General features: G+C 55.2%; 19 protein-coding genes and 2 pseudogenes. 12 read left to right on the top strand and 9 right to left on the bottom strand.

Annotated elements, in window-relative coordinates:
- Positions 1–18 precede the first annotated feature (18 nt).
- Entirely contained in the window at positions 19–201 is a 183-nt protein-coding gene (locus ACR3EM_RS21295) for a GNAT family N-acetyltransferase (RefSeq protein ID WP_480472928.1), read from the bottom strand.
- Positions 135–635 carry a hypothetical protein gene (locus ACR3EM_RS21300; protein WP_480472930.1) on the bottom strand — a complete coding sequence of 167 codons (501 nt, stop codon included), beginning with the start codon at positions 633–635 and terminating at the stop codon, positions 135–137. The genes ACR3EM_RS21295 and ACR3EM_RS21300 overlap by 67 nt, the downstream gene beginning before the upstream one ends.
- Before the next feature lie 153 nt (positions 636–788).
- Here ACR3EM_RS21300 and ACR3EM_RS21305 point away from each other — a divergent pair.
- Positions 789–973: pseudogene (locus ACR3EM_RS21305) on the top strand (hypothetical protein); the annotation flags it as partial.
- Positions 974–1,174: 201 nt separating this feature from the next.
- Positions 1,175–2,653, top strand: a complete 1,479-nt coding sequence (locus ACR3EM_RS21310) for an acetolactate synthase large subunit (RefSeq protein ID WP_480472932.1) — start codon at positions 1,175–1,177, stop codon at positions 2,651–2,653.
- Positions 2,654–2,900: 247 nt separating this feature from the next.
- On the opposite strand, the gene ACR3EM_RS21315 is transcribed toward ACR3EM_RS21310, so the two are convergent.
- Complete coding sequence (locus tag ACR3EM_RS21315; protein WP_480472934.1) at positions 2,901–3,368, bottom strand: RES family NAD+ phosphorylase; 468 nt, start codon at positions 3,366–3,368, stop codon at positions 2,901–2,903.
- A gap of 151 nt (positions 3,369–3,519) precedes the next feature.
- On the opposite strand from ACR3EM_RS21315, the gene ACR3EM_RS21320 reads away from it, so the two are divergent.
- Positions 3,520–5,058 carry a M81 family metallopeptidase gene (locus tag ACR3EM_RS21320; RefSeq protein WP_480472936.1) on the top strand — a complete coding sequence of 513 codons (1,539 nt, stop codon included), beginning with the start codon at positions 3,520–3,522 and terminating at the stop codon, positions 5,056–5,058.
- Here ACR3EM_RS21320 and ACR3EM_RS21325 read toward each other — a convergent pair.
- The gene (locus ACR3EM_RS21325) at positions 5,055–5,966 is read right to left on the bottom strand and encodes a LysR family transcriptional regulator (protein ID WP_480472938.1); all 912 of its coding nucleotides are present in this window, start codon (positions 5,964–5,966) and stop codon (positions 5,055–5,057) included. The genes ACR3EM_RS21320 and ACR3EM_RS21325 overlap by 4 nt on opposite strands.
- Before the next feature lie 180 nt (positions 5,967–6,146).
- Between ACR3EM_RS21325 and ACR3EM_RS21330 the strand changes: the two genes are divergently transcribed.
- The 9 genes and pseudogenes from ACR3EM_RS21330 to ACR3EM_RS21370 all read left to right on the top strand — a co-directional run bounded on the left by ACR3EM_RS21330 (position 6,147) and on the right by ACR3EM_RS21370 (position 14,479).
- Positions 6,147–7,727 (top strand): ABC transporter substrate-binding protein, encoded by a 1,581-nt coding sequence (locus ACR3EM_RS21330; RefSeq protein ID WP_480472940.1) that lies wholly within the window; start codon positions 6,147–6,149, stop codon positions 7,725–7,727.
- A 58-nt stretch (positions 7,728–7,785) separates the two neighbouring features.
- Positions 7,786–8,253 carry an ABC transporter permease gene (locus tag ACR3EM_RS21335; RefSeq protein ID WP_480472942.1) on the top strand — a complete coding sequence of 156 codons (468 nt, stop codon included), beginning with the start codon at positions 7,786–7,788 and terminating at the stop codon, positions 8,251–8,253.
- 7 nt (positions 8,254–8,260) lie between these two features.
- Positions 8,261–8,761, top strand: a complete 501-nt coding sequence (locus ACR3EM_RS21340; RefSeq protein WP_480472944.1) for an ABC transporter permease — start codon at positions 8,261–8,263, stop codon at positions 8,759–8,761.
- Positions 8,758–9,681: an ABC transporter permease gene (locus ACR3EM_RS21345; protein WP_480472946.1), complete on the top strand. Its 924-nt coding sequence runs from the start codon at positions 8,758–8,760 to the stop codon at positions 9,679–9,681. The genes ACR3EM_RS21340 and ACR3EM_RS21345 overlap by 4 nt, the downstream gene beginning before the upstream one ends.
- The gene (locus ACR3EM_RS21350) at positions 9,678–10,655 is read left to right on the top strand and encodes an ABC transporter ATP-binding protein (protein WP_480472948.1); all 978 of its coding nucleotides are present in this window, start codon (positions 9,678–9,680) and stop codon (positions 10,653–10,655) included. Before ACR3EM_RS21345 ends, ACR3EM_RS21350 begins: the two co-directional genes overlap by 4 nt.
- A 124-nt stretch (positions 10,656–10,779) precedes the next feature.
- Positions 10,780–11,165, top strand: a pseudogene (locus tag ACR3EM_RS21355) (ATP-binding cassette domain-containing protein); the annotation flags it as partial.
- A 195-nt stretch (positions 11,166–11,360) separates the two neighbouring features.
- Complete coding sequence (locus ACR3EM_RS21360; RefSeq protein WP_480473334.1) at positions 11,361–11,654, top strand: oligopeptide/dipeptide ABC transporter ATP-binding protein; 294 nt, start codon at positions 11,361–11,363, stop codon at positions 11,652–11,654.
- 20 nt (positions 11,655–11,674) lie between these two features.
- The gene (locus tag ACR3EM_RS21365) at positions 11,675–13,081 is read left to right on the top strand and encodes an amidohydrolase (RefSeq protein WP_480472950.1); all 1,407 of its coding nucleotides are present in this window, start codon (positions 11,675–11,677) and stop codon (positions 13,079–13,081) included.
- A 12-nt stretch (positions 13,082–13,093) separates the two neighbouring features.
- Complete coding sequence (locus ACR3EM_RS21370; protein WP_480472952.1) at positions 13,094–14,479, top strand: M20 family metallopeptidase; 1,386 nt, start codon at positions 13,094–13,096, stop codon at positions 14,477–14,479.
- A gap of 220 nt (positions 14,480–14,699) precedes the next feature.
- On the opposite strand, the gene ACR3EM_RS21375 is transcribed toward ACR3EM_RS21370, so the two are convergent.
- The 5 genes from ACR3EM_RS21375 to repA form a co-directional block, all read right to left on the bottom strand.
- The gene (locus tag ACR3EM_RS21375) at positions 14,700–14,981 is read right to left on the bottom strand and encodes a type II toxin-antitoxin system RelE/ParE family toxin (RefSeq protein ID WP_170724935.1); all 282 of its coding nucleotides are present in this window, start codon (positions 14,979–14,981) and stop codon (positions 14,700–14,702) included.
- Positions 14,978–15,262: a CopG family ribbon-helix-helix protein gene (locus ACR3EM_RS21380; protein WP_480472954.1), complete on the bottom strand. Its 285-nt coding sequence runs from the start codon at positions 15,260–15,262 to the stop codon at positions 14,978–14,980. Before ACR3EM_RS21380 ends, ACR3EM_RS21375 begins: the two co-directional genes overlap by 4 nt.
- A 141-nt stretch (positions 15,263–15,403) precedes the next feature.
- Positions 15,404–16,453: a helix-turn-helix domain-containing protein gene (locus ACR3EM_RS21385; RefSeq protein ID WP_170724938.1), complete on the bottom strand. Its 1,050-nt coding sequence runs from the start codon at positions 16,451–16,453 to the stop codon at positions 15,404–15,406.
- A gap of 177 nt (positions 16,454–16,630) precedes the next feature.
- A complete protein-coding gene (gene repB / locus ACR3EM_RS21390) occupies positions 16,631–17,599 on the bottom strand; it encodes a plasmid partitioning protein RepB (RefSeq protein WP_480472956.1) in 969 nt (322 codons plus the stop codon).
- Positions 17,599–18,783, bottom strand: a complete 1,185-nt coding sequence (gene repA / locus ACR3EM_RS21395) for a plasmid partitioning protein RepA (protein WP_170724940.1) — start codon at positions 18,781–18,783, stop codon at positions 17,599–17,601. Before repA ends, repB begins: the two co-directional genes overlap by 1 nt.
- Between the last annotated feature and the right edge of the window lie 174 nt (positions 18,784–18,957).

Here is an 18,957-nt window from a genome sequence, read left to right on the forward strand (position 1 = left end):
CAGCCGTTTGATCTACCGCTATTGGGCGGCTCGAAACATCGGAAACAGGGGTGGGGCTTGGTCGGCTTTGATTAGACCCATCTCTTGGAAACCATAGCGCTTATACAGCGATAGATTTGTAGGGTTTGTCGACTCTAAGTAAGCAGGTCTTCCATCTTCATCACAACGTTTGAGGCAGCATTCAAGCAACGCGGACCCCAATCCTTTTCCTTGGCGAATGGATCGACCGCAATAAATGCTAAATGCCAGCAATCCTCATCGGGATGATAATTGTCCATCTGCCCGAAGGTTTCGAACAACGCATCATGCTTTTCTGGTGAGACCGTCTGCTCAAAACAGGCGACAAGCCGTTCTTCGTCAGGGTGAATGCTTGGCGGAAGCCAAAGTGCGCCAGCAGTGAAATCATCGTTCCGAAACGCGCTACCCTGTTCAAATGCACGCCCGCCAAAGAAATCCATTACTCGCGGGAAGTGGGTAAGGAAATCGGCAGGTTCAGGATACAGCCAACGCATGAACGGGTCCGCAGAAAATCCAAGAGCAAGTCCGCTTAACAAACTTTCTGCTTCACTTCGGGTTGATGATCTAAACATGAAATTACCTTTGGTCGTTACACCTCGATTTTCACGTTTCAGCATGTGGGCCGCAAATACTTGTTGTCAAATGCGCAATTTATTGTCCTGCTCAAGCAACGATGGATGGCTACGTCGAGCTCCCAGCAGGCCTCTGAGGCGACGCAGCATCCTGTAATATTGTTTCTCGTCAATGTCGGGTTGTCGTTGTGGGAGGGCATGGCGGATCGGAGGATCAGTCATGGAAACCCAAACATACCTGCCGTTCGCGCGCTTCGCCCAACTGGAACAAAGGACGTATCGTCGGTCAGAAGCGGCCGCCAAAACCCAAGCATGTCTGGGCGACCCGAGTTCGACTTGAACTGGCCGAAAACCACCGCGATTTCGCGTTGTTCAACATGGCATGTCTTACGGGCGAGGGCATCGATGACGATTGACGGCCTGCACATCATCGAAAGCTTTTTCAGTTACTTTTAGATTGTCTCTCCCATAAAGTTCGTTGAAATCAGAGTTGGCGGTGATCGAATGAATGGCGCAGAATCGTTAGTCAAAACCTTTCTTCACAATGGTGTGGATACGGTTTTCGCCAATCCAGCACTTCTGAAATGCACTTTGTTGCGGCTCTTGATAGACATCCCGAGATGAACTGTGTTCTGTGCCTGTTCGAAGGTGGAACGACGGGCGCCGCTGATGGCTATTACCGCATGAAACGGGACGTCGCCGGCACTCTGCTGCATCTTGCACCGGGGCTAGGCAACGCATTTGCCAATCTACACAACGCCCGAAAATCAGGGTCCGGGATCGTGAATGTGGTGGGAGATCACGCAACACATCACCTGCGCTATGAAAGCCCACTCAGAGGCGACATTATTGGCGTAAGTCAGGCCATAAGCCATTGGACACGAGTTTCTGATCAGGCCACAAGCGTCGCATCGGACGGGGCCGCAGCCATCCAGGCCGCCCGATCTCAAAACGGCCAGATCGCCACTCTTGTTCTTCCCGCCGATACTGCTTGGGATGCAGCGACTGGCCCTGCGACGAATAGCATTCTGGCCCAACCACTTCATCGCCCGTCCTTGGAAGGCATCGAGGCCGCAGCCATGCGTCTGAAGACTGCAAACGCGGCTTTGATGATAGGTGGTTCCGCGCTTTTTGGTCCACTTCGTGTACTGGCTGGAAAAATTTCCGTCAAAACCGGATGCCGCCTGTTGGCGGATACTCTAATCCCTCGAATTTCGAAGGGGGCCGGGGCTGCCAAATTGGATCAACTTGTGTATCCAATTGCACCCAAGATCGCTCAGCTTGAACAGACATCGTCAATCACTTTGATCGGCGCCGACCAACCCGTTGCCTTCTTTGCATACCCGGGCAAACCGAGCACACCCGAGCCCGCCGGTTGCACGGTTTCAAGCCTGTGTGCTCCGACGGATGATATTGCCTGGACTCTTCAAACACTGGCAGATGCGGTTGGTGTTTCGAGCAAGACACAGCTGAACACATACGCTCTCGACCTGCCTCCAATCCCAACCGGAGATCTCACCCTAGCGAAAGTCGGCCAAGCGTTAGCGGCCCTCATTCCCGAGAATGCTATCGTTTGCAATGAATCCGTGACGTCCGGGTTTCACGTCATTCCTCCGACTGCAACCGCGCGACCACATGACTTGCTTGGGGGAACCGGTGGTGCGATAGGGCTTTGCCTACCGTGCGCAACCGGCGCAGCAATTGCATGTCCAGATAGAAAAGTAATTGCTCTAACAGGCGATGGATCAGCCATGTATACGTTGCAATCTTTGTGGACGATGGCACGCGAAAGCCTGGACGTTACGGTGATTGTTTTTGCAAACCGCGGCTATCAAATCCTTCGAGATGAGCTGGCAAATGTCGGTGTTGAGAGTTTTGGCAAGAATGCGGAGGCAATGTTTGATGTGGAAAACCCAACGCTTGATTGGGTTGCGCTCGCTAAAGGGCATGGGGTTCCCGGAATACGAATTGAAGACACCGATAGCTTTGCAAAAGCCCTTTCCGCGGGGCTATCACGTGACGGCCCTTCCTTGATCGAAGTCATGTGCCCGCCAGCATCTTGAACACAAATTTTTTGAAACGGGCGGCCCAAAGCCGCCTTTCGTTACCCAAAGCAAAGCTACATTTTGGCACTGAAAGCAGACTGTCACGAGCGCTCAAACAACATGCAAAAAAATGTCATTGGCGTGCCAGAAGAGAACTCATGACAATGTCCTCCACACAGCCAATTTTCGCGATGACCATAATTGCGAAATGATAGTTGGTCGCACCTTAAACGTCACCGATAATCCGGCAGGACGGAAACCGGCTTCACTTCACTACGCCGAAACACGCCGGTGCGCCTGGCTCGCTCCATCGAAATAAAGTTATGTGCCAAAGACCCGGACGCCTTCGCGAAGGGTCAATCAACCCGATATGCCGATCTGTTCTGAGCCGATCAGCAGCGAGCCATGAAGACGGCTCTCCGCCCGCAGCTAAGAGTTTGCGCCAGGGCTGACTGGCGAGTGCATAGATATCCGCGGCTTCGGGGCTGCGCAGATCGAATAACGCACATCGTTCCACCTCGAAGGTCAGCACAACCCGCGGGCGATCATCCTTCCTAACGTCCTGACCAATAGCGACTTTTGCGCTTTCGACATCAGGGCTCAGATACAAAGCGTCCTGCCCCCGGCGATTGAACCGGGCGGGTGGGCGATCCGGTGCGCCGCGCATGAGGTGAACGTCTGGGTCATCGGCCCAAACAATCTTTACGAATTCTCCGGAAACTTCTGTCAGCATAACGGGTGGCACTGATCGTTTGCGCGTCGCGTTATAGGAAAGACGCAAGGCGGCAGTGGTTTTCCTAGAACAGAGAAGACGCATGATATCTTGATTGAAATCACCTACTCATGTTTCCTCGCACTGTGTTGCATTTCCAAAGGCCTCTCGCATGACGGCTCCAAAGATCGCCCTCCTTGGCGCAATTCTCGAGTCAAATCGCTTTGCACCCCCGGCTGATTTGTCAGACTTTAAGTCTCTGACATGGCTTACAAGCGATGCTTTGATGTCTGAAGCCAGATCCGCGACACCAAAGCTGGCAATAGAATTTGCGGCCTTTGTCCGGGCGATGGATGCTACGGGCGACTGGACGCCGGTACCCTGTATCTTGGCAGCCAGCCATCCCGCAGGTCCAGTACGAAAAACCGTGATCGAAGAGATCATGGTGACTTCGGAAGACATGCTTCGCTCAGCTGGCCCTGTCGACGCAGTCTACATCTGCAATCACGGCGCGATGGTTGCCGAGCACGACCACGACCCCGACGGTTTGTTGATGTCACGCATTCGGAGAGTTGTCGGACCGGACGTACCTGTCATCGCGACACTCGATTTGCATGCAAATATCTCACAACGGATGGTCGATGCCTGTGACCTGATCGTCGGCTATCGGACCAATCCTCACGTCGATCAAATAGAACGTGGCGAGGAAGCCGCCTTTTCGCTGCACCGGGTTTTGGCGTCGGGCGTCCGGCCCCAAACCGCGCATGTTAAACTGCCTCTTGTTCCGGCATCCGTGACCCTGCTAAGTGCCGAGCACCCGTATGGCGCGCTGATCGACCATGGTCAGCGACGACAAGCCGAAGGTCGAGGTGAGATTCTAAACGTATCGATCTTCGGTAATTTTCTTTTCTCCGACACGCCCGACAACGGTCTGAGCATCGTTGTCACCGCGCGTGAGGACCAGAAGGCGGCCAATGCACTGGCGGAAGAATTGGCAGACATGGCCTGGTCATTGAGGAAGGATTTCGTTCGGAAACTGACATCCGTGACGGAAGCGATCTCAATTTCCGCTGACCAAGCGCGCACGCCTGTGATTTTCTCCGATGCCGGTGACAATCCTGGTGGCGGCGGCAGTGGCAGGACGACGGAACTGATAGCCGCTCTTCATGCGGCAAAAGTCGAAGAATGCCTATTCGGTTCCTTTTGTGATCCGGAACTTGCGAACGAAGCCCATGGCATCGGTGTCGGCGGCAAATTCAGGGCACGATTCAACCGGTCTTCCGATTCCAGCGCTTTCTGGGCGCAATGGGATGTGCCTTTTGAGGTGGATGCAGAGGTCTTGGGTCTCCATAATGGAGATGTGGTAGGTGAACTGGGCATGACGGCTGGTCGGAGATTGGCCCTAGGGCCATCCGCTGCGCTTCGTATTGGTGGTATCACCGTGGTGGTGATCACCGATCGCACACAGACTGCCGACCCCGTGTTCTTTCATATGTTCGGGCTGGATATTGCGTCTGCCCGGACTGTTGTGAAATCCCGAGGCCACTTTCGGGCCGGGTTTTCCAACTGGTTTGGGCCAAACCAGGTATTTGAGGTCGACACGGGCGGGCTTACGTCGCCAGTTCACGACCGCTGGCCGTTTGCGAATTTGCCACGACCGAACTTTCCGATGGACGTCGACACCTCGTGGTCGGCTAAGATGCTGCGCTAGACGGGCTCTGAGTATTTGTCCTGCGGCGTCGTCAACTTGACAAATCGCATGAACTGGCGGGCAAGCTGAGAAGGTGGCCTGCCTGATGGAAGTACAAAGCTCGTGTCATAAAAAATGGCGGCGTCAAATGGCCTGACGACGACACCTTCCATCCCTGACGACAACAACGGGAAGGGATTGATCAGCGTCACGCCCAAACCCTCGCGGACGAGCTCCAGTGCGGCCATGTTCGTTGCCGTTTCTGCGACTTGTTTCGGCCGAATTCCAGCGCGCGCAAAGATCTTTTCGGTGATCGCTCGCGTCCCCAGCCTTCGCAGAAACTCGATCAGCGCGACGCCTTCAAGGTCGTGCGGCGTCACCACTCGTTTTTCCGATAGCGGATGGTTGCTCGGCATGGCGCAGACCACCTGACTGCGGCGCCAAGGCATGAGATGAACACCCGTTCGTTGGATCATCGCACTCGTCAAACCAAGATCATAGCGGAGGTCGAGAATGCCGGCGACCAGCACGTCCGTGGCCTGAATATCCAATTGAAGCTGCTTTCCTTCATTCTTCTTGAGAAAACTGGCCACCCTGGAGATGACAAAGTGATGTGCCAGAGTCGGCGGCACGATCAGGCGTAACGGCTCGTTATCCGGAGTAGCCCATTCTGCGCCCTCAATGTCCGCCAGCGTCTCGAAAATTGGGTCCAGTTTTTCGTTGAGACGCAAGGCTTCGTCTGTTGGGTCGATACGTCCCGATCGCCGGAGAAAGAGCGATCGCCCAACACGGGCCTCGAGTTGTGACAAGGACCGGCTCACGGCAGACTGCGAAATCCCGAGACGCCGCGCGGCGCCGATGGTTGTCCCAGTCGTGATCACGGCTCTTAGCGACTCGAACTCGCGCAGTCTGTGTCTGTGTTCCGTCATGCTACATTACTCCCCCGGTACGAGCGGCTGAACATCCAAACTCTTGGATTGGTCTATGCAAAGTCGCATAGCAATAAGTATTGGCAATGATTTTTGCGGTAGCTAGTTTTTTTTATAGGGCGCGGGATCGGCCAAAGATTCGCCCATTTACAAGCGCCAAACAAACAGGGAGTCTTTTTGATGAGGAAACTCACATCTGCGACAGCCGTCGCTGTCAGCATTTTGGCTTTCGGCGCCGGTGCTGTTTCGGCCGAAAAACTAACGATCGGCCTCGCTTCGGAGCCGACGTCACTCGATCCGCATTTTCACAACCTGGGTCCGAACAACGCGATGTCCGTGCACATCTTTGACCGGCTGATCGCGCAGGATGAGAAGCAGCGCCTATCGCCGGGTCTTGCCGTGTCATGGGAGCCGATTGATGAATTGACTTGGGAGTTCAAGCTGCGTGAGGGCGTAAAGTTTCACGACGGAAGTGACTTTACGGCGGACGATGTAGTCTGCACCATGGCGCGCGCGCCGGACGTACCGAACTCTCCATCGGGATACGGCACCTATCTAAAGGGTAAGGAAGTCATCAAGATCGATGACTACACGGTGCACTTCAAAACGGCCGCACCTTATCCGTTGATGGGCAATGACATTTCCACGATCCCTGTGATCTCAGAAGTGGGCTGCGAAGCAACGACGGAAGACTTCAACGCGGGTACGGCCGCCATCGGCACAGGGCCGTTCAAGTTCCAAAGTTACACACCGGGTGAAAGCATCGTACTGGTGCGGAACGACGACTACTGGGGTGACGCGCCGATCTGGTCCGAGGTGGAATTCCGCCCAATCACGTCCGGTCCGAGCCGTGTTGCATCGCTTCTTGCCGGTGACGTCGACATGATATCGGGCGTACCAACGACCGATATCACAACACTTCAGGGCAATGATGGTATCCAGCTGAGCCAGGGCGTGTCCAACCGAGTGATCTATCTTCACATGGACCAATTCCGCGAGGATTCACCCTTTGTGAAGGCCAACGGTGGCGGCGATATCAAGAACCCCCTCATGGACGTCCGCGTCCGCAAGGCGATCAGCATGGCGATCAACCGCGATGCAATCGTTGAGCGTGTCATGGAGGGGGTTGCCCTGCCCGCCGGCCAGCTTCTGCCCGAGGGGTTCTTTGGCGTGTCCGACAATCTGGACGTCGTGGCTTATGACCCGGACGGTGCTAAAGCGCTTCTGGCTGAAGCCGGTTATCCCGATGGATTTGAAATGACAATCCATGGGCCGAATGACCGTTACATCAACGACGCCAAAATTGCCGAGGCAATTGCGCAAATGTTGACCCGTGTTGGCATCAAGACAGCCGTCGAAACAATGCCGCGTTCGGTATACTTTGGACGCGCGTCCAAAGGCAGCCCAGAGGGTCTGCCGGAGTTCAGCTTTATCCTCGTCGGATGGGGCGCGGGGTCCGGCGAAGCGTCCTCGCCTCTCAAATCGCTGATCCACACCCATGACAAGGATGCGGGCTTTGGATCATCGAACCGTGGCCGGCACTCGGATGCTGAAACCGACGCACTGATCGAAGAAGCCCTGCGAACAGTCGATGACGCAAAGCGGCAGGAACTGCTCGCCGCGGCGACAGAGCGCGCGATCGAGAACGTGGCGATCATTCCGACGCACTTCCAGGTCAACACCTGGGCGGCCAAAAAAGGTCTGAGCTACATCCCTCGGACCGACGAATACACTCTCGCGACAGGCGTCGTGAAAGAGTAATCGCAATGCATCCGGGCCGCCTTCGCAGCGGCCCGGAGCCTTTGCCGGGAATGTCCTCATGACCGTTTTTGTCATTCGCCGATTGCAGCAAGCAATGCTTGTTGTCTTCCTGATGTCGGTGATTGTCTTTTTCGGCGTCAATATCGTTGGTGACCCGGTCTACATGCTGGTCAGCCCCGACGCGGATCAGGCTGACATCGAAGCTGCAATTCGACGGCTTGGATTGGATCGGCCTATTTGGGAACAGTACTGGTTGTTCCTCAAAGGTGCTGCACAGGGTGACCTCGGCGACAGTTTCGTCTTCGGTGAGCCCGCGCTCAAACTGATCCTGCACCATATGCCTGCCACGATGGAACTGGCCTTCAGTGCACTCTTTCTTGCTATCGTGATCGGTATTCCATTGGGTCTTTATGCCGGGCTCTATCCCGACAGCCCGCTGTCCAAGGGCATTATGGCTGGCTCAATCCTTGGGTTTCGCTGCCGACCTTCTGGGTCGGGCTTATGCTCATCATGCTGTTTGCCGTAGAACTTAGATGGCTCCCAGCGACAGGGCGCGGCGATATCGGCTCGTTTCTTGGGATTCACAGCAGCCTTTTACGCTCGATGGGTTGAGCCACATCTTCCTGCCTGCTCTCAACCTAGCGCTTCTTAAGATTTCACTGGCAATCCGCCTTACCCGAGCGGGTGTCCGGGAAGCGATGGGACAGGATTACGTGAAGTATGCCCGGGCCAAAGGGCTTTCGACCCGACGCATCATTCTGGTGCATGTAATGAAAAACATCATGATCCCGGTAGTGACCGTCATGGGCCTCGAATTCGGTAGTTTGATCGGGTTCTCGGTGGTGACTGAATCAATCTTCGCGTGGCCGGGAATGGGCAAACTGCTGATCGACGCAATACTGCAATTGGATCGGCCTGTCGTCGTCGCCTATCTGATGATCATCGTACTGTTCTTCGTGCTGATCAATCTGATCGTCGACATACTCTACTCGATCCTCGATCCGAGGGTTCGTTTGCAGGATCAGGGCGCATGACCGACACCGTCACAGATCATTCTCTGACCCCCGCCAAGTCCCCTAAAGTCGAGACGCCGTTCCAGCGATTTCGGGCCGAGTTCTTCGAAAGCAGGATCGCAACAGCGGCGCTCGGCATATTCCTGATCATCGTTCTGCTGGCCATCCTGGCACCCTGGATCACGCCGCAGAACCCCTACGATCTTGGCCAGGTCAGCGTCATGGATGGGCGCTTGCCTCCAGGTTCCGAAGCATTCGACGGATACACGATGTGGCTCGGTTCGGACGGGTCTGGACGCGATCTCTACTCGGCAATTCTCTATGGCTTGCGTATTTCTCTGACCGTTGGACTTGCATCTGGGGTGATTGCCCTTCTGATCGGTATGGCGATCGGTCTGGTCGCGGCCTACGCCGGAGGCCGGACCGAAGCGTTCATCATGCGCATCGTGGATCTTCAACTGTCGTTCCCGGCATCGCTTGTTGCGCTGATGATGGTTGCGGCACTTGGTAAGGGTGTCGACAAGATCATCCTCGCCCTCGTGATCGCGCAATGGGCTTATTACGCCCGCACGGTTCGCGCGACCGCGCTTGTCGAGCGTGGCAAGGAATATGTCGAAGCCGCGCAATGCCTTGGAATATCGCGACCCCGGATCGTCTTTCGCCATATCCTTCCGAATTGCATGGCGCCTCTGATCGTCGTTGGCACGGTGCAAACCGCCAGCGCAATCTCATTGGAAGCGACGCTTTCGTTTCTTGGCGTAGGCCTTCCACAGACTGAACCGTCGATTGGGGTGCTGATCGCAAATGGCTTCGAGTACATGCTGTCCGGGCGCTACTGGATATCCGTTTTCCCCGGCATCGCGCTCTTGCTGACGGTCGTGTCCATCAACCTTGTGGGCGACCATTTGCGCGATGTTTTGAACCCGAGGTTGAAGAAATGACGGCAGTACTCGAAGTCAGCGGGCTAAAGACCCACTTCTTCACGCACGCGGGTGTGGTCAAGGCCGTAGATGGTGTGGATTTCACCGTCTCCAAGGGCGAGGTAATGGGTCTGGTGGGTGAGTCCGGGTCGGGCAAGTCGATCACCGGGTTTTCCATCCTTGGGCTGATCGATCCTCCCGGGCGCATCGTCGATGGGTCAATCCGTTTTAATGGTGACGAGATCGCGAACGCACCGGAAGAGCGACTCAAGACCTTGCGTGGCAACCGAATCTCGATGATCTTTCAGGATCCGATGATGACTCTCAACCCGGTCCTGCGCGTCGATACGCAGATGATCGAGGCCATTCTCGCCCATGAAAACGTAAGCCGCCAAACCGCCTGGGAAAGAAGCCGTGATGCGCTTGGTTTGGTTGGCATCCCATCGCCGGAAGAGCGATTGCAAGCCTATCCGCATCAGCTTTCCGGTGGGATGCGGCAGCGCGTGGCGATTGCGACAGCCTTCTTGAACCAGCCGGACCTCATTATTGCCGACGAGCCGACGACAGCGCTCGACGTGACAATTCAGGCGCAGATCATCCACGAGGCACAGAAGCTGACGAAACGCACGGGAACCGCGATGATCTGGATCACGCATGACCTTGCCGTTGTGGCAGGGCTCGCGGACCGGATTTCGGTGATGTACGCAGGACGGATCGTTGAGCAAGGCAGTATCGACGATGTTATCGACCGTCCGTTGCATCCCTATACGGTCGGGCTTCTCGGATCGGTTCCGACGGCGAACCGGCGCGGGCAGCGTTTGTTCCAGATCGAAGGGATGACGCCAAACATGCTCGCCCTGCCTGAAGGATGCGCCTTTGGACCGCGTTGTCAGGCCCGAACGGCAGCGTGTTCCAAGCGCCCCCCGATTAAGGACGTGGATGGCCGCAGCCTTCGCTGTTTCAATCCGCAACGCACCAAGGAGACGACGCTTTGAGTGAGCCGCTCGTTGAAATCCGAGGCGTTTCGAAGCGCTTCACCAAACGTTTGGACGTCGCGGGAAAATCGCACAGCGACTTGGCGCAAACATCCGGGAAGAAACGGTCCATGCTGTCGATAACGTGAACCTGTCGATTCAAAAGGGTGAGGTTCTGGGATTGGTCGGCGAATCCGGCTGCGGCAAGTCCACTTTGGGACGTGTTGTTGCCGCATTCACCCTGCAAGTGACGGACAGATGTTCTACGGAGGCAAAGATGTTGCGACGTTGAACGGCACCGACAAACGCGCGGCGACCCTCGCAATTCAGATGATCTTCCAGGACCCCTTTGCCAGCCTAAATCCGCGAATGCGCGTCGAAGATATCATCGGCGAAGCACCGCGTATGCATGGGATCGTCCGCAAGGCAGAGAGTGCGGAATACGTGGACGACGTGATGCGCAAGGTCGGCCTCGACCCGTCGCTCAAGCGGCGTTACGCGCATCAGTTTTCCGGCGGTCAGAGGCAACGGATTGGAATTGCACGTGCGCTCGCCGTGAAGCCGAAGTTCCTTGTCTGCGACGAAGCCATCGCTGCGCTGGACGTGTCGATCCAGGCGCAGGTTATCAACTTGTTCATGGATCTGCGCGAAGAGCTGGGCCTGACCTATCTGTTCATCAGCCATGACCTGAGCGTCGTCGAACACATCGCCGACCGCGTGGCGATCATGTATCTGGGCCGCATTGTCGAGAGCGCATCGACTGAGGAAATTTTTTCGGACCCACGCCATCCCTACACGAAAGCGCTGCTTGCAGAGGCTCCGCGCCTTGATCAGCGCCGGCGTGAGTTTGCCCCGATTGAGGGGGAAATTCCGTCGCCGCTCGATCCGCCATCTGGATGTACCTTCCACCCGCGTTGCCCGGTGGCGACCGCTGAGTGCCGCACCACTGTTCCTGAACTGAAAGCGGGGCGCGGCGGGCGCGAAACGGCTTGCCTGCTGGAACACGCCGAAACCGTTTGAACGAGAAGCTGGAGAGCCCCTTGAAAAACGCCGATCCGATCTGGGACCACGTCGACCGCCATCGTGATGATTTTATCGCCTTGTCAGATCGAGTCTTTGACACGCCCGAGACGCTTTATGCCGAGTACAAGTCCGTCGCCGAACATGTGCAGATGTTACGCGCTCAGGGCTTCAAGATAACAGAGAACGCAGCTGGCATTCCTACGGCCGTGATTGGCGAAGCAGGAGACGAGGGTCCGGTGATTGCCATCCTCGGCGAGTTCGATGCGCTGCCATATCTGAGCCAGGCGCCAGGTGTGGCTGAACATCAGCCGCTTGAAGAGGGCGGCAACGGGCATGGGTGTGGTCACAATCTTTTAGGGGCCGCCGCACTCTTGGCCGCGACGGCGGTGAAAGACTGGCTGGCCGAAAACGGCATCAAGGGCCGTGTGCGATACTATGGCTGCCCCGCTGAAGAAGGGGGCGCGGCCAAGACATACATGGTGCGCGAAGGACTGTTCGATGATGTCGACGCAGCCATCTCGTGGCATCCAGCGACCTTCACAGGCGTGAATGAGGCCAGATCGCTCGCGAACACCCGGATCGATTTCACTTTTCATGGAAAAGCTGCCCATGCGGCGGGTGCACCGGAATTGGGTAGGTCGGCGCTTGATGCGGTTGAACTGATGAACATCGGTGTAAATTACCTGCGCGAGCACATGCCCGACAGCGCCCGGGTTCACTACGCCTATCTCGATGCAGGTGGTGTTGCGCCGAACGTGGTGCAGGCCAAGGCCACAGTGCGCCAACTCGTCCGCGCCAGCTCGCTACCGGACCTCGCCGATTTGGTTACGCGCGTCCGAAAGATTGCGGACGGCGCGGCGCTGATGACAGGAACGCAAGTTACCAGCCAGGTCTTTTCCGGCGTTTCAAACCTGCTTGGCAACCGTCCTTTGGAAGAAACCATGCAGCACGAGCTAGAGAAACTTGGACCCGTCGCCTTTGACGAGGCAGATCTCAGTTTTGCCCGCGACATTCAGACCACATTAACCGCCGCTGACATCAATACGACCTTCAAGCGGATCGGTGCTAAGCCCAAAAAAAATCTCGCACTCTGCGACTTCATCGCACCTCTTGATCGCCACAGCGATGGCGGCGAAGGCTCGACAGATGTTGGCGACGTGAGTTGGGCAGTCCCAACCGTTCAGGCACGAGTTGCCACCTGTGCTATAGGAACGCCGTTTCATACGTGGCAAACAGTGGCACAAGGCAAGGCGCCCGCGGCTCACAAAGGCATGGTCTACGCGGCAAAAGCAATGGCCGCGACAGCTTGTCGACTGGTTGAGGATCCCTCGCGCATCGAAGCTGCATGCGCGACGCATCAAGACCATCTGGGCCAAACACCTTACACATGTCCGATCCCGGACGACGTGCGTCCACCTGTCTGAGGCAAAACAACCGTGACCCGCGCCTCTGCAATAGACAACGCCGCCCAGTTTTTCGACACCGGTCAATTTGCAACAGAACTTAGCGAACTGGTTGCCCATGAGACGGAGAGCCAGACACAAGAAAAAGCCGCGGAGCTTCCGCGCTATCTTGAGGAAGCCCTCGTTCCGCGCCTGAGCAGACTCGGGTTCTCCTGTGAAATCTACCCGAACCCTGTGCACGATGCCGGACCGATCTTGGTTGCAGAGCGCATCGAGGACGACACGCGTCCGACAATCCTGTCCTACGGGCATGGCGACGTGATCCGCGCGCAAACGGATCAATGGCGCGACGGGCTTCACCCATTTCGACTGGTTGATGAGTGCGACCGCCTCTATGGACGCGGAACAGCCGACAATAAGGGGCAGCATCTCATCAATTTGGCGGCGCTGAGCGCTGTCATTGAGGCCCGTGGAGCGCTCGGCTTCAACATGCGCATTCTCATTGAAATGGGCGAAGAAATGGGATCACCGGGGTTGTCGGAGTTTTGCGCCAAGCACAAGGACAACCTAGCCGCAGACGTCCTGATCGCATCGGACGGGCCGCGCCTTCAGTCCGACACGCCCACGTTGTTCATGGGGGCAAGGGGCGGCAATTCGTTCGACCTCATCGTTGATCTAAGAGACGGCGCGCACCATTCGGGTAACTGGGGCGGTTTGCTTGCCGACCCCGCGATGATCCTTGCACAAGCCCTCTCGACGATCACCGATGTGCGGGGCCAAATCCAAATACCAGAATGGCGGCCGACCAGCCTGACTGAAGACATCCGGGACACCCTGCGCAACTTGCCGGTTGGCGGGGATGGTGGTCCGAAGATTGACGAGAATTGGGGAGAGGAAGGCCTGACACCGGCCGAACGCGTCTTCGGCTGGAACAGTTTTGCGGTCCTCGCAATGAAAAGCGGTGTCCCCGAGGCACCGGTCAACGCGATCTCGGGATTTGCCATAGCCGCCTGCCAGCTCCGCTTCGTTGTTGGCACTAACCAATCCGATATCCTGCCCGCCCTTCGACGCCACCTTGATGCGAGAGGTTTTGAGATCGTTCAGATCAAGCCTCATGACCGCAGCTTCTTTGATGCAACGCGAACGTCGCCCAACCATCCGTGGGTGTCTTTTGTCGCGCGTTCGCTTGAAAAAACGTGTGGGAAGCCACCCCATGTCCTGCCAAATCTCGCCGGTTCCTTGCCCAACGAGGTCTTTTCCGATTTGCTCGGTCTCCCAACGGTTTGGGTGCCGCACTCCTATCGCGGCTGTTCGCAGCACGCGCCAAACGAGCACGTGTTAAAGTCAGTTTCGCGTGATGCATTGCGCGCAATGGCCGGGCTTTTTTGGGATATTGGCGACCTTGCCAGGTCGCTCTGATCCCGCGCCACAAAGGACTTCATCCGTACCTGGATCGGGCGTGTATCGCATATCTGACTGTAAATGACCGCTTTCACAGATTGGTAGAGTTGCTCTCGCATATGCAGCGAAAGTCAGCTGTCCGCCCTCTGTGCAGAAGCTAGAGGTCGAATAGCAGAATAAGTTCGATTTCTTACCCCCTACGCTGCCTGGCTGATGCCGCCAGTTTAGACTCCGGGTTTTAATAGTCTGCGCCCTGCCGGGTATCCCAGAGACGCAGAATTTCTATCTGAGTGGGCATTACACGATAGATTAGCGTAAATGGGGTTCGCGGTACTGAAAGCTCCCGTACGTCTTGGCGTGTGTCACTTGGGTGACCTGCATACGGGTTTGCTGCAAGAGTAAGCTGAATGGCTTTGAGCTGTGCTCGTGCCTTTTCGCTGCCTTCAGGAAAAACAGACGTGTAGTAGTAGCGGAACCATTGAATGTCCCGGGCCGTATCTTCGAGAAATACAATTTTCATTGGCTATTGGATTGCCCGCTTGCGACCGGAGCAGAGAGCTCATTCTCGGTATCCCAGCTGTCTATCCAGGCATTCATTTCGTCTGCCGTGATGAACTTACCTAGATCTGCTTTTTCGACAGCTGCATCAATGGCTGCTCGCTTTGCGGCCTTGGATTCCAACATCATTCTAATTGCTCGTACAGCGAGTTGCGCAGGCGGCCGATCTTCTATCGCAGCTTCTCGTTCCAGAGACTTTCTCAAGTCTTCATCAAGACGGATTGAATATGGGCTGGTTCTCATCGCAATCACCTGTTTCCGCTGTGTAGTACAATGTAATACATCCGCATTCTATTCACAATAGATCGATGGGATGAACTTCATCTGTTGCTCTGAACTCATAAGCGAGATGGGAATTCATAAGTACAGCCTGCTCGTCCGCGGTTATTTCGAGTTTTGCGCCAACAATGCGGTTGGCTGCATGTCTCCCCGATCGATCTTTGACATCAGAGAAATCAGATAAGCCCCTGGAGACTGTATGTTCTCAGCACGCTGAAAGATGTACCCGAGAACGATGAAGCGAATAGCTGGGCCAAACGTTGATTTCATTGCATACCAGGTTTGGCCAAGCCGTAGATACTCGGCGATATCATCCATAAGCCGATCACAGTGGTGCTGATCTTTTGCAAAGCGTAGCTCTGAGCATAGCCGTGGAAAACTGCGCTCCATTTGGTCTGGAGAAACTTGAATCTGATAAAGTTTTTCTTTCTTAACTTCCGGATTCAAAGAGTCCTCTTTGTGCCCCTCAATTTCATTGTCACTGTCCCTCAAATTTTCTGTATCTGTCTGTGTTACTTCTGAGATTTCCACAGAGATTTCTGCCAATAGCTCGCAGAGTACATTCGCATCTGGTTTGCGACGCAGAGCATTGCGGACGGTGGTCATCAAATCAGAGATCGCGGTGTCATTTGCTACGAGGTCCCTAAGGCGCGCCAGAGCGGCGGAAACCTTGTCGCGGAGTACAGTGAACTCGAGAACGCGATCAGCATGCCGCTGGGCTTCTTGGATGAACTCAGCGTGCCGTTCACACAAAGGCATTAAGGAGAGCCCAGTTGCAGTGACCACCCTGCCCTGTCGATCCCGGCGCGCCCATCTCTTGCCGTTTGCGCTCATTACGCGGCGGATAAGTCCAAGCTCAACCAGCGTCGAGATATGACGCTCAACTGTCTGCACGCTGACATGGGTTCGTTTGGCGATCGCCGCGTTGGAAGCGAAGCAGATGTGATGATCATCTTGGTCCGCAGTAATCTGATCACCGCCCACAAAAGAAATCATGGCTCTCAGGACATTGAGAGTTGTGGATTTCAACCCAAGAGGTTCTCTGGCCTCTTCAACGGCGCGAAGAAGTATCCATTTTTTGGGCGTACTACTCCCCTGCCCTGCCGTCCCCGACAAGTTTGCTCCATTTGGAGCCAATGCTGCTACTGTTTTCATGATTATCTATCGGCAGACAAAAATTACCCGTTCGCTCAAGAGCGTTTTTTCTTGTGTGGCGATTCGGGTGCTGCTAGATTCTAGGTGTCTAATCTAAGAATTGCGCTTTGCGCAGCAGCCCTCGAAGCTCCGGTTTCGGGGGTTTTGTTTGTTTGCCTTCCTCCTTTCTGCTCGTCCTCAGTTCTTTTTCTCGGCGTTTACAGCTGCAAACTCAGCGTGTGAGCGCTTGATGATTTCAGCCATGTTTTTGTCCAACCAGCTAGCGAAGTCAGCGTTAGCTCCGGTCCTTTTGACCGAAACAGTTAGTGATCCGTTGGTGGATTTGATTGTAACTCCTTCAATTGGGCTGACTTCGGCTGCACTTTCTCTTTGTCGTGCACCACGTTTGGCAGCTGCTTTTAGGAGCATTTCCAGCCGATCATCTGACGACATTGATGGCTCAATGGTTGCAAGCAGGTTTGCCGCTTCATCTCCCGCCAGCTTGCCTGCAACGAAGTGTTCTGCAAGCATGGTCCATTTTGGGCGGCCTGATTTTGGGGCTGCGCCGATCATGTCACCAATCTTTGCAGGAACATGTTGCGTAACTTTTGTCAGGTGAGACAGCCCTGATTTCGAAAGGTTCAATACTTGCCGCACCGTTGCAGAGTCATGCCCGGAAGTCAGGATCGCCTCGGCGAAACGTGCTTTCTCGTAGAAGGAAAGATTGCGCCTCGCAGCATTCTCAAGCCCCTTGGCGAGTAGCGCCGAGGCATCGTCGATATCCTGAACATTGGCGCGGACCTTAATGCCAAGTTCACGACAGGCTTTCAGCCGCCTCCTCCCATAGATTGCCTCGTATCGACCGTCGGATTTCGATTTTCTGACAAGAATGGGAACTTGTTGGCCGCCGTCTCGGATACTCGATATCAAGCTTTCAAAGCTATCGTCTTCTTCGTCAGTGTTTACAGCTGTAAACTCACCAAGCCTATCGGCTGGCCCCCAATCGTCGATCAGGGCAGGGTCAATTTCCCTGATTGCAGCCAGAGAGCCTTGAAGCGCACCAAGTGCAGGGGCATTGGGTTTTGGGGTTTTGTCGATGGCCTTGGGGCTAGAGCGCGCGATGGTGTTTGCGATCCCTGACATCTCCTGAAGCGATTTTCTAGCCATTAGCTGCGTCCCCACGCTTGATGGATCATTTGCTCTACCTCGGAGCCGATCGCATCCATTGAGTTCTTTGCCCGATCATAAGTTGCGCGTGTCATTTCCGACCGCACGACCTCGTAAATTGATTGTTTGAGCATTGTGGCGTCACTGATTGCAGTGCTTTTGAGGGCCGTAGCTGACATAACGCGATCCTGAAACAGTGCTCGCATGAACGAAGCCAGTTGTTGAGACGGCACGTCTGTCGGCTCGTCACGCGTTATCAGGAACTTGAAGTTATCGTATTCGAGCGTAGCGCCAGCATCTTCAATGACTGCCATGTAAGCACCAGCGAGTTCGAGGAATTGAGCCGTCGAAGACACGTCCAGCATCGAAGGTGTCAGTGGCACAAGCAATGAACTAGCGGCGGCCATCCCGGCTATTGTCAAGAATCCGAGTTGAGGTGGGCTATCAATCAGAACTAGGTCAAAATCGCCTTCTACCTGGGCCAAGGCATTCCGTATTCTCGTAAAGAACGGATGGTCCGGGTTGGAGTGAACGGCAGATTCTGTCTCAAACTCGGAAAGAACAAGCCGAGACGGTGCCACAGACAGACCGGGGAAGTATGTCGGAAGCACAACGTCCGCCATATCTACCGGATCTTCATACCGAATAGCATCGTAGATCGTCAGTCCGTCAAACTCAATTTCCGGGCTGATGCCGCACATGGATGTAAGCGAGCCTTGTGGATCCAGGTCAACGGCCAATACACGGTAACCGCGAAGCGCAAAATAATGGGCCAGGTGAATTGTTGTGGTGCTTTTGCTGCTGCCACCTTTGAAGTTCATCAACTGCCAGACTTGGAGTTTCTCTCCTTCAGTCCGACGAGGGATATAGCGCCCCTTTTTGCGAGAGGTTTTCTCAAGCGTTTCGCGAGCCTCCCAAAGCTCATGGGCGGTATAGTAGCGTCGACCGCTTCGCACGTCTTTTGGTTCAGGAATCGTTCCTTCTGCGTGGACCTTACGCATGAATTGACCTGAGACACCTAAGAGTTCGGCCGCTTCTGGGGCTGCAAAGTTGCGTAGTGATTTGGTGTTGTCAGGGGCAAATGCCGCAAGAAGATGTTCCCGGATGGCCGAGTTTAATCTCTCAGAAATTTCCGTGGCGAGAGCCGATGGTCGTTCTGCCGTAAGTGGTGTCACGGGAATCATGTAGTTGCCTCAAATTAAAGAATGTGGTCATTTTTGCGCCACTTGAGACAAACAGGCGTGATTCATTGTCCTAAGTCAAGGATTTTCGCTTATATTGTGGGTTCTACAAAGCTGTGAACTACATACGCTTTGCATCAAAGCAAAGTGGTTTACAGCTGTAAACCTCGTTGAAGC

The organism is Ruegeria sp. AH3 (assembly GCF_056536265.1).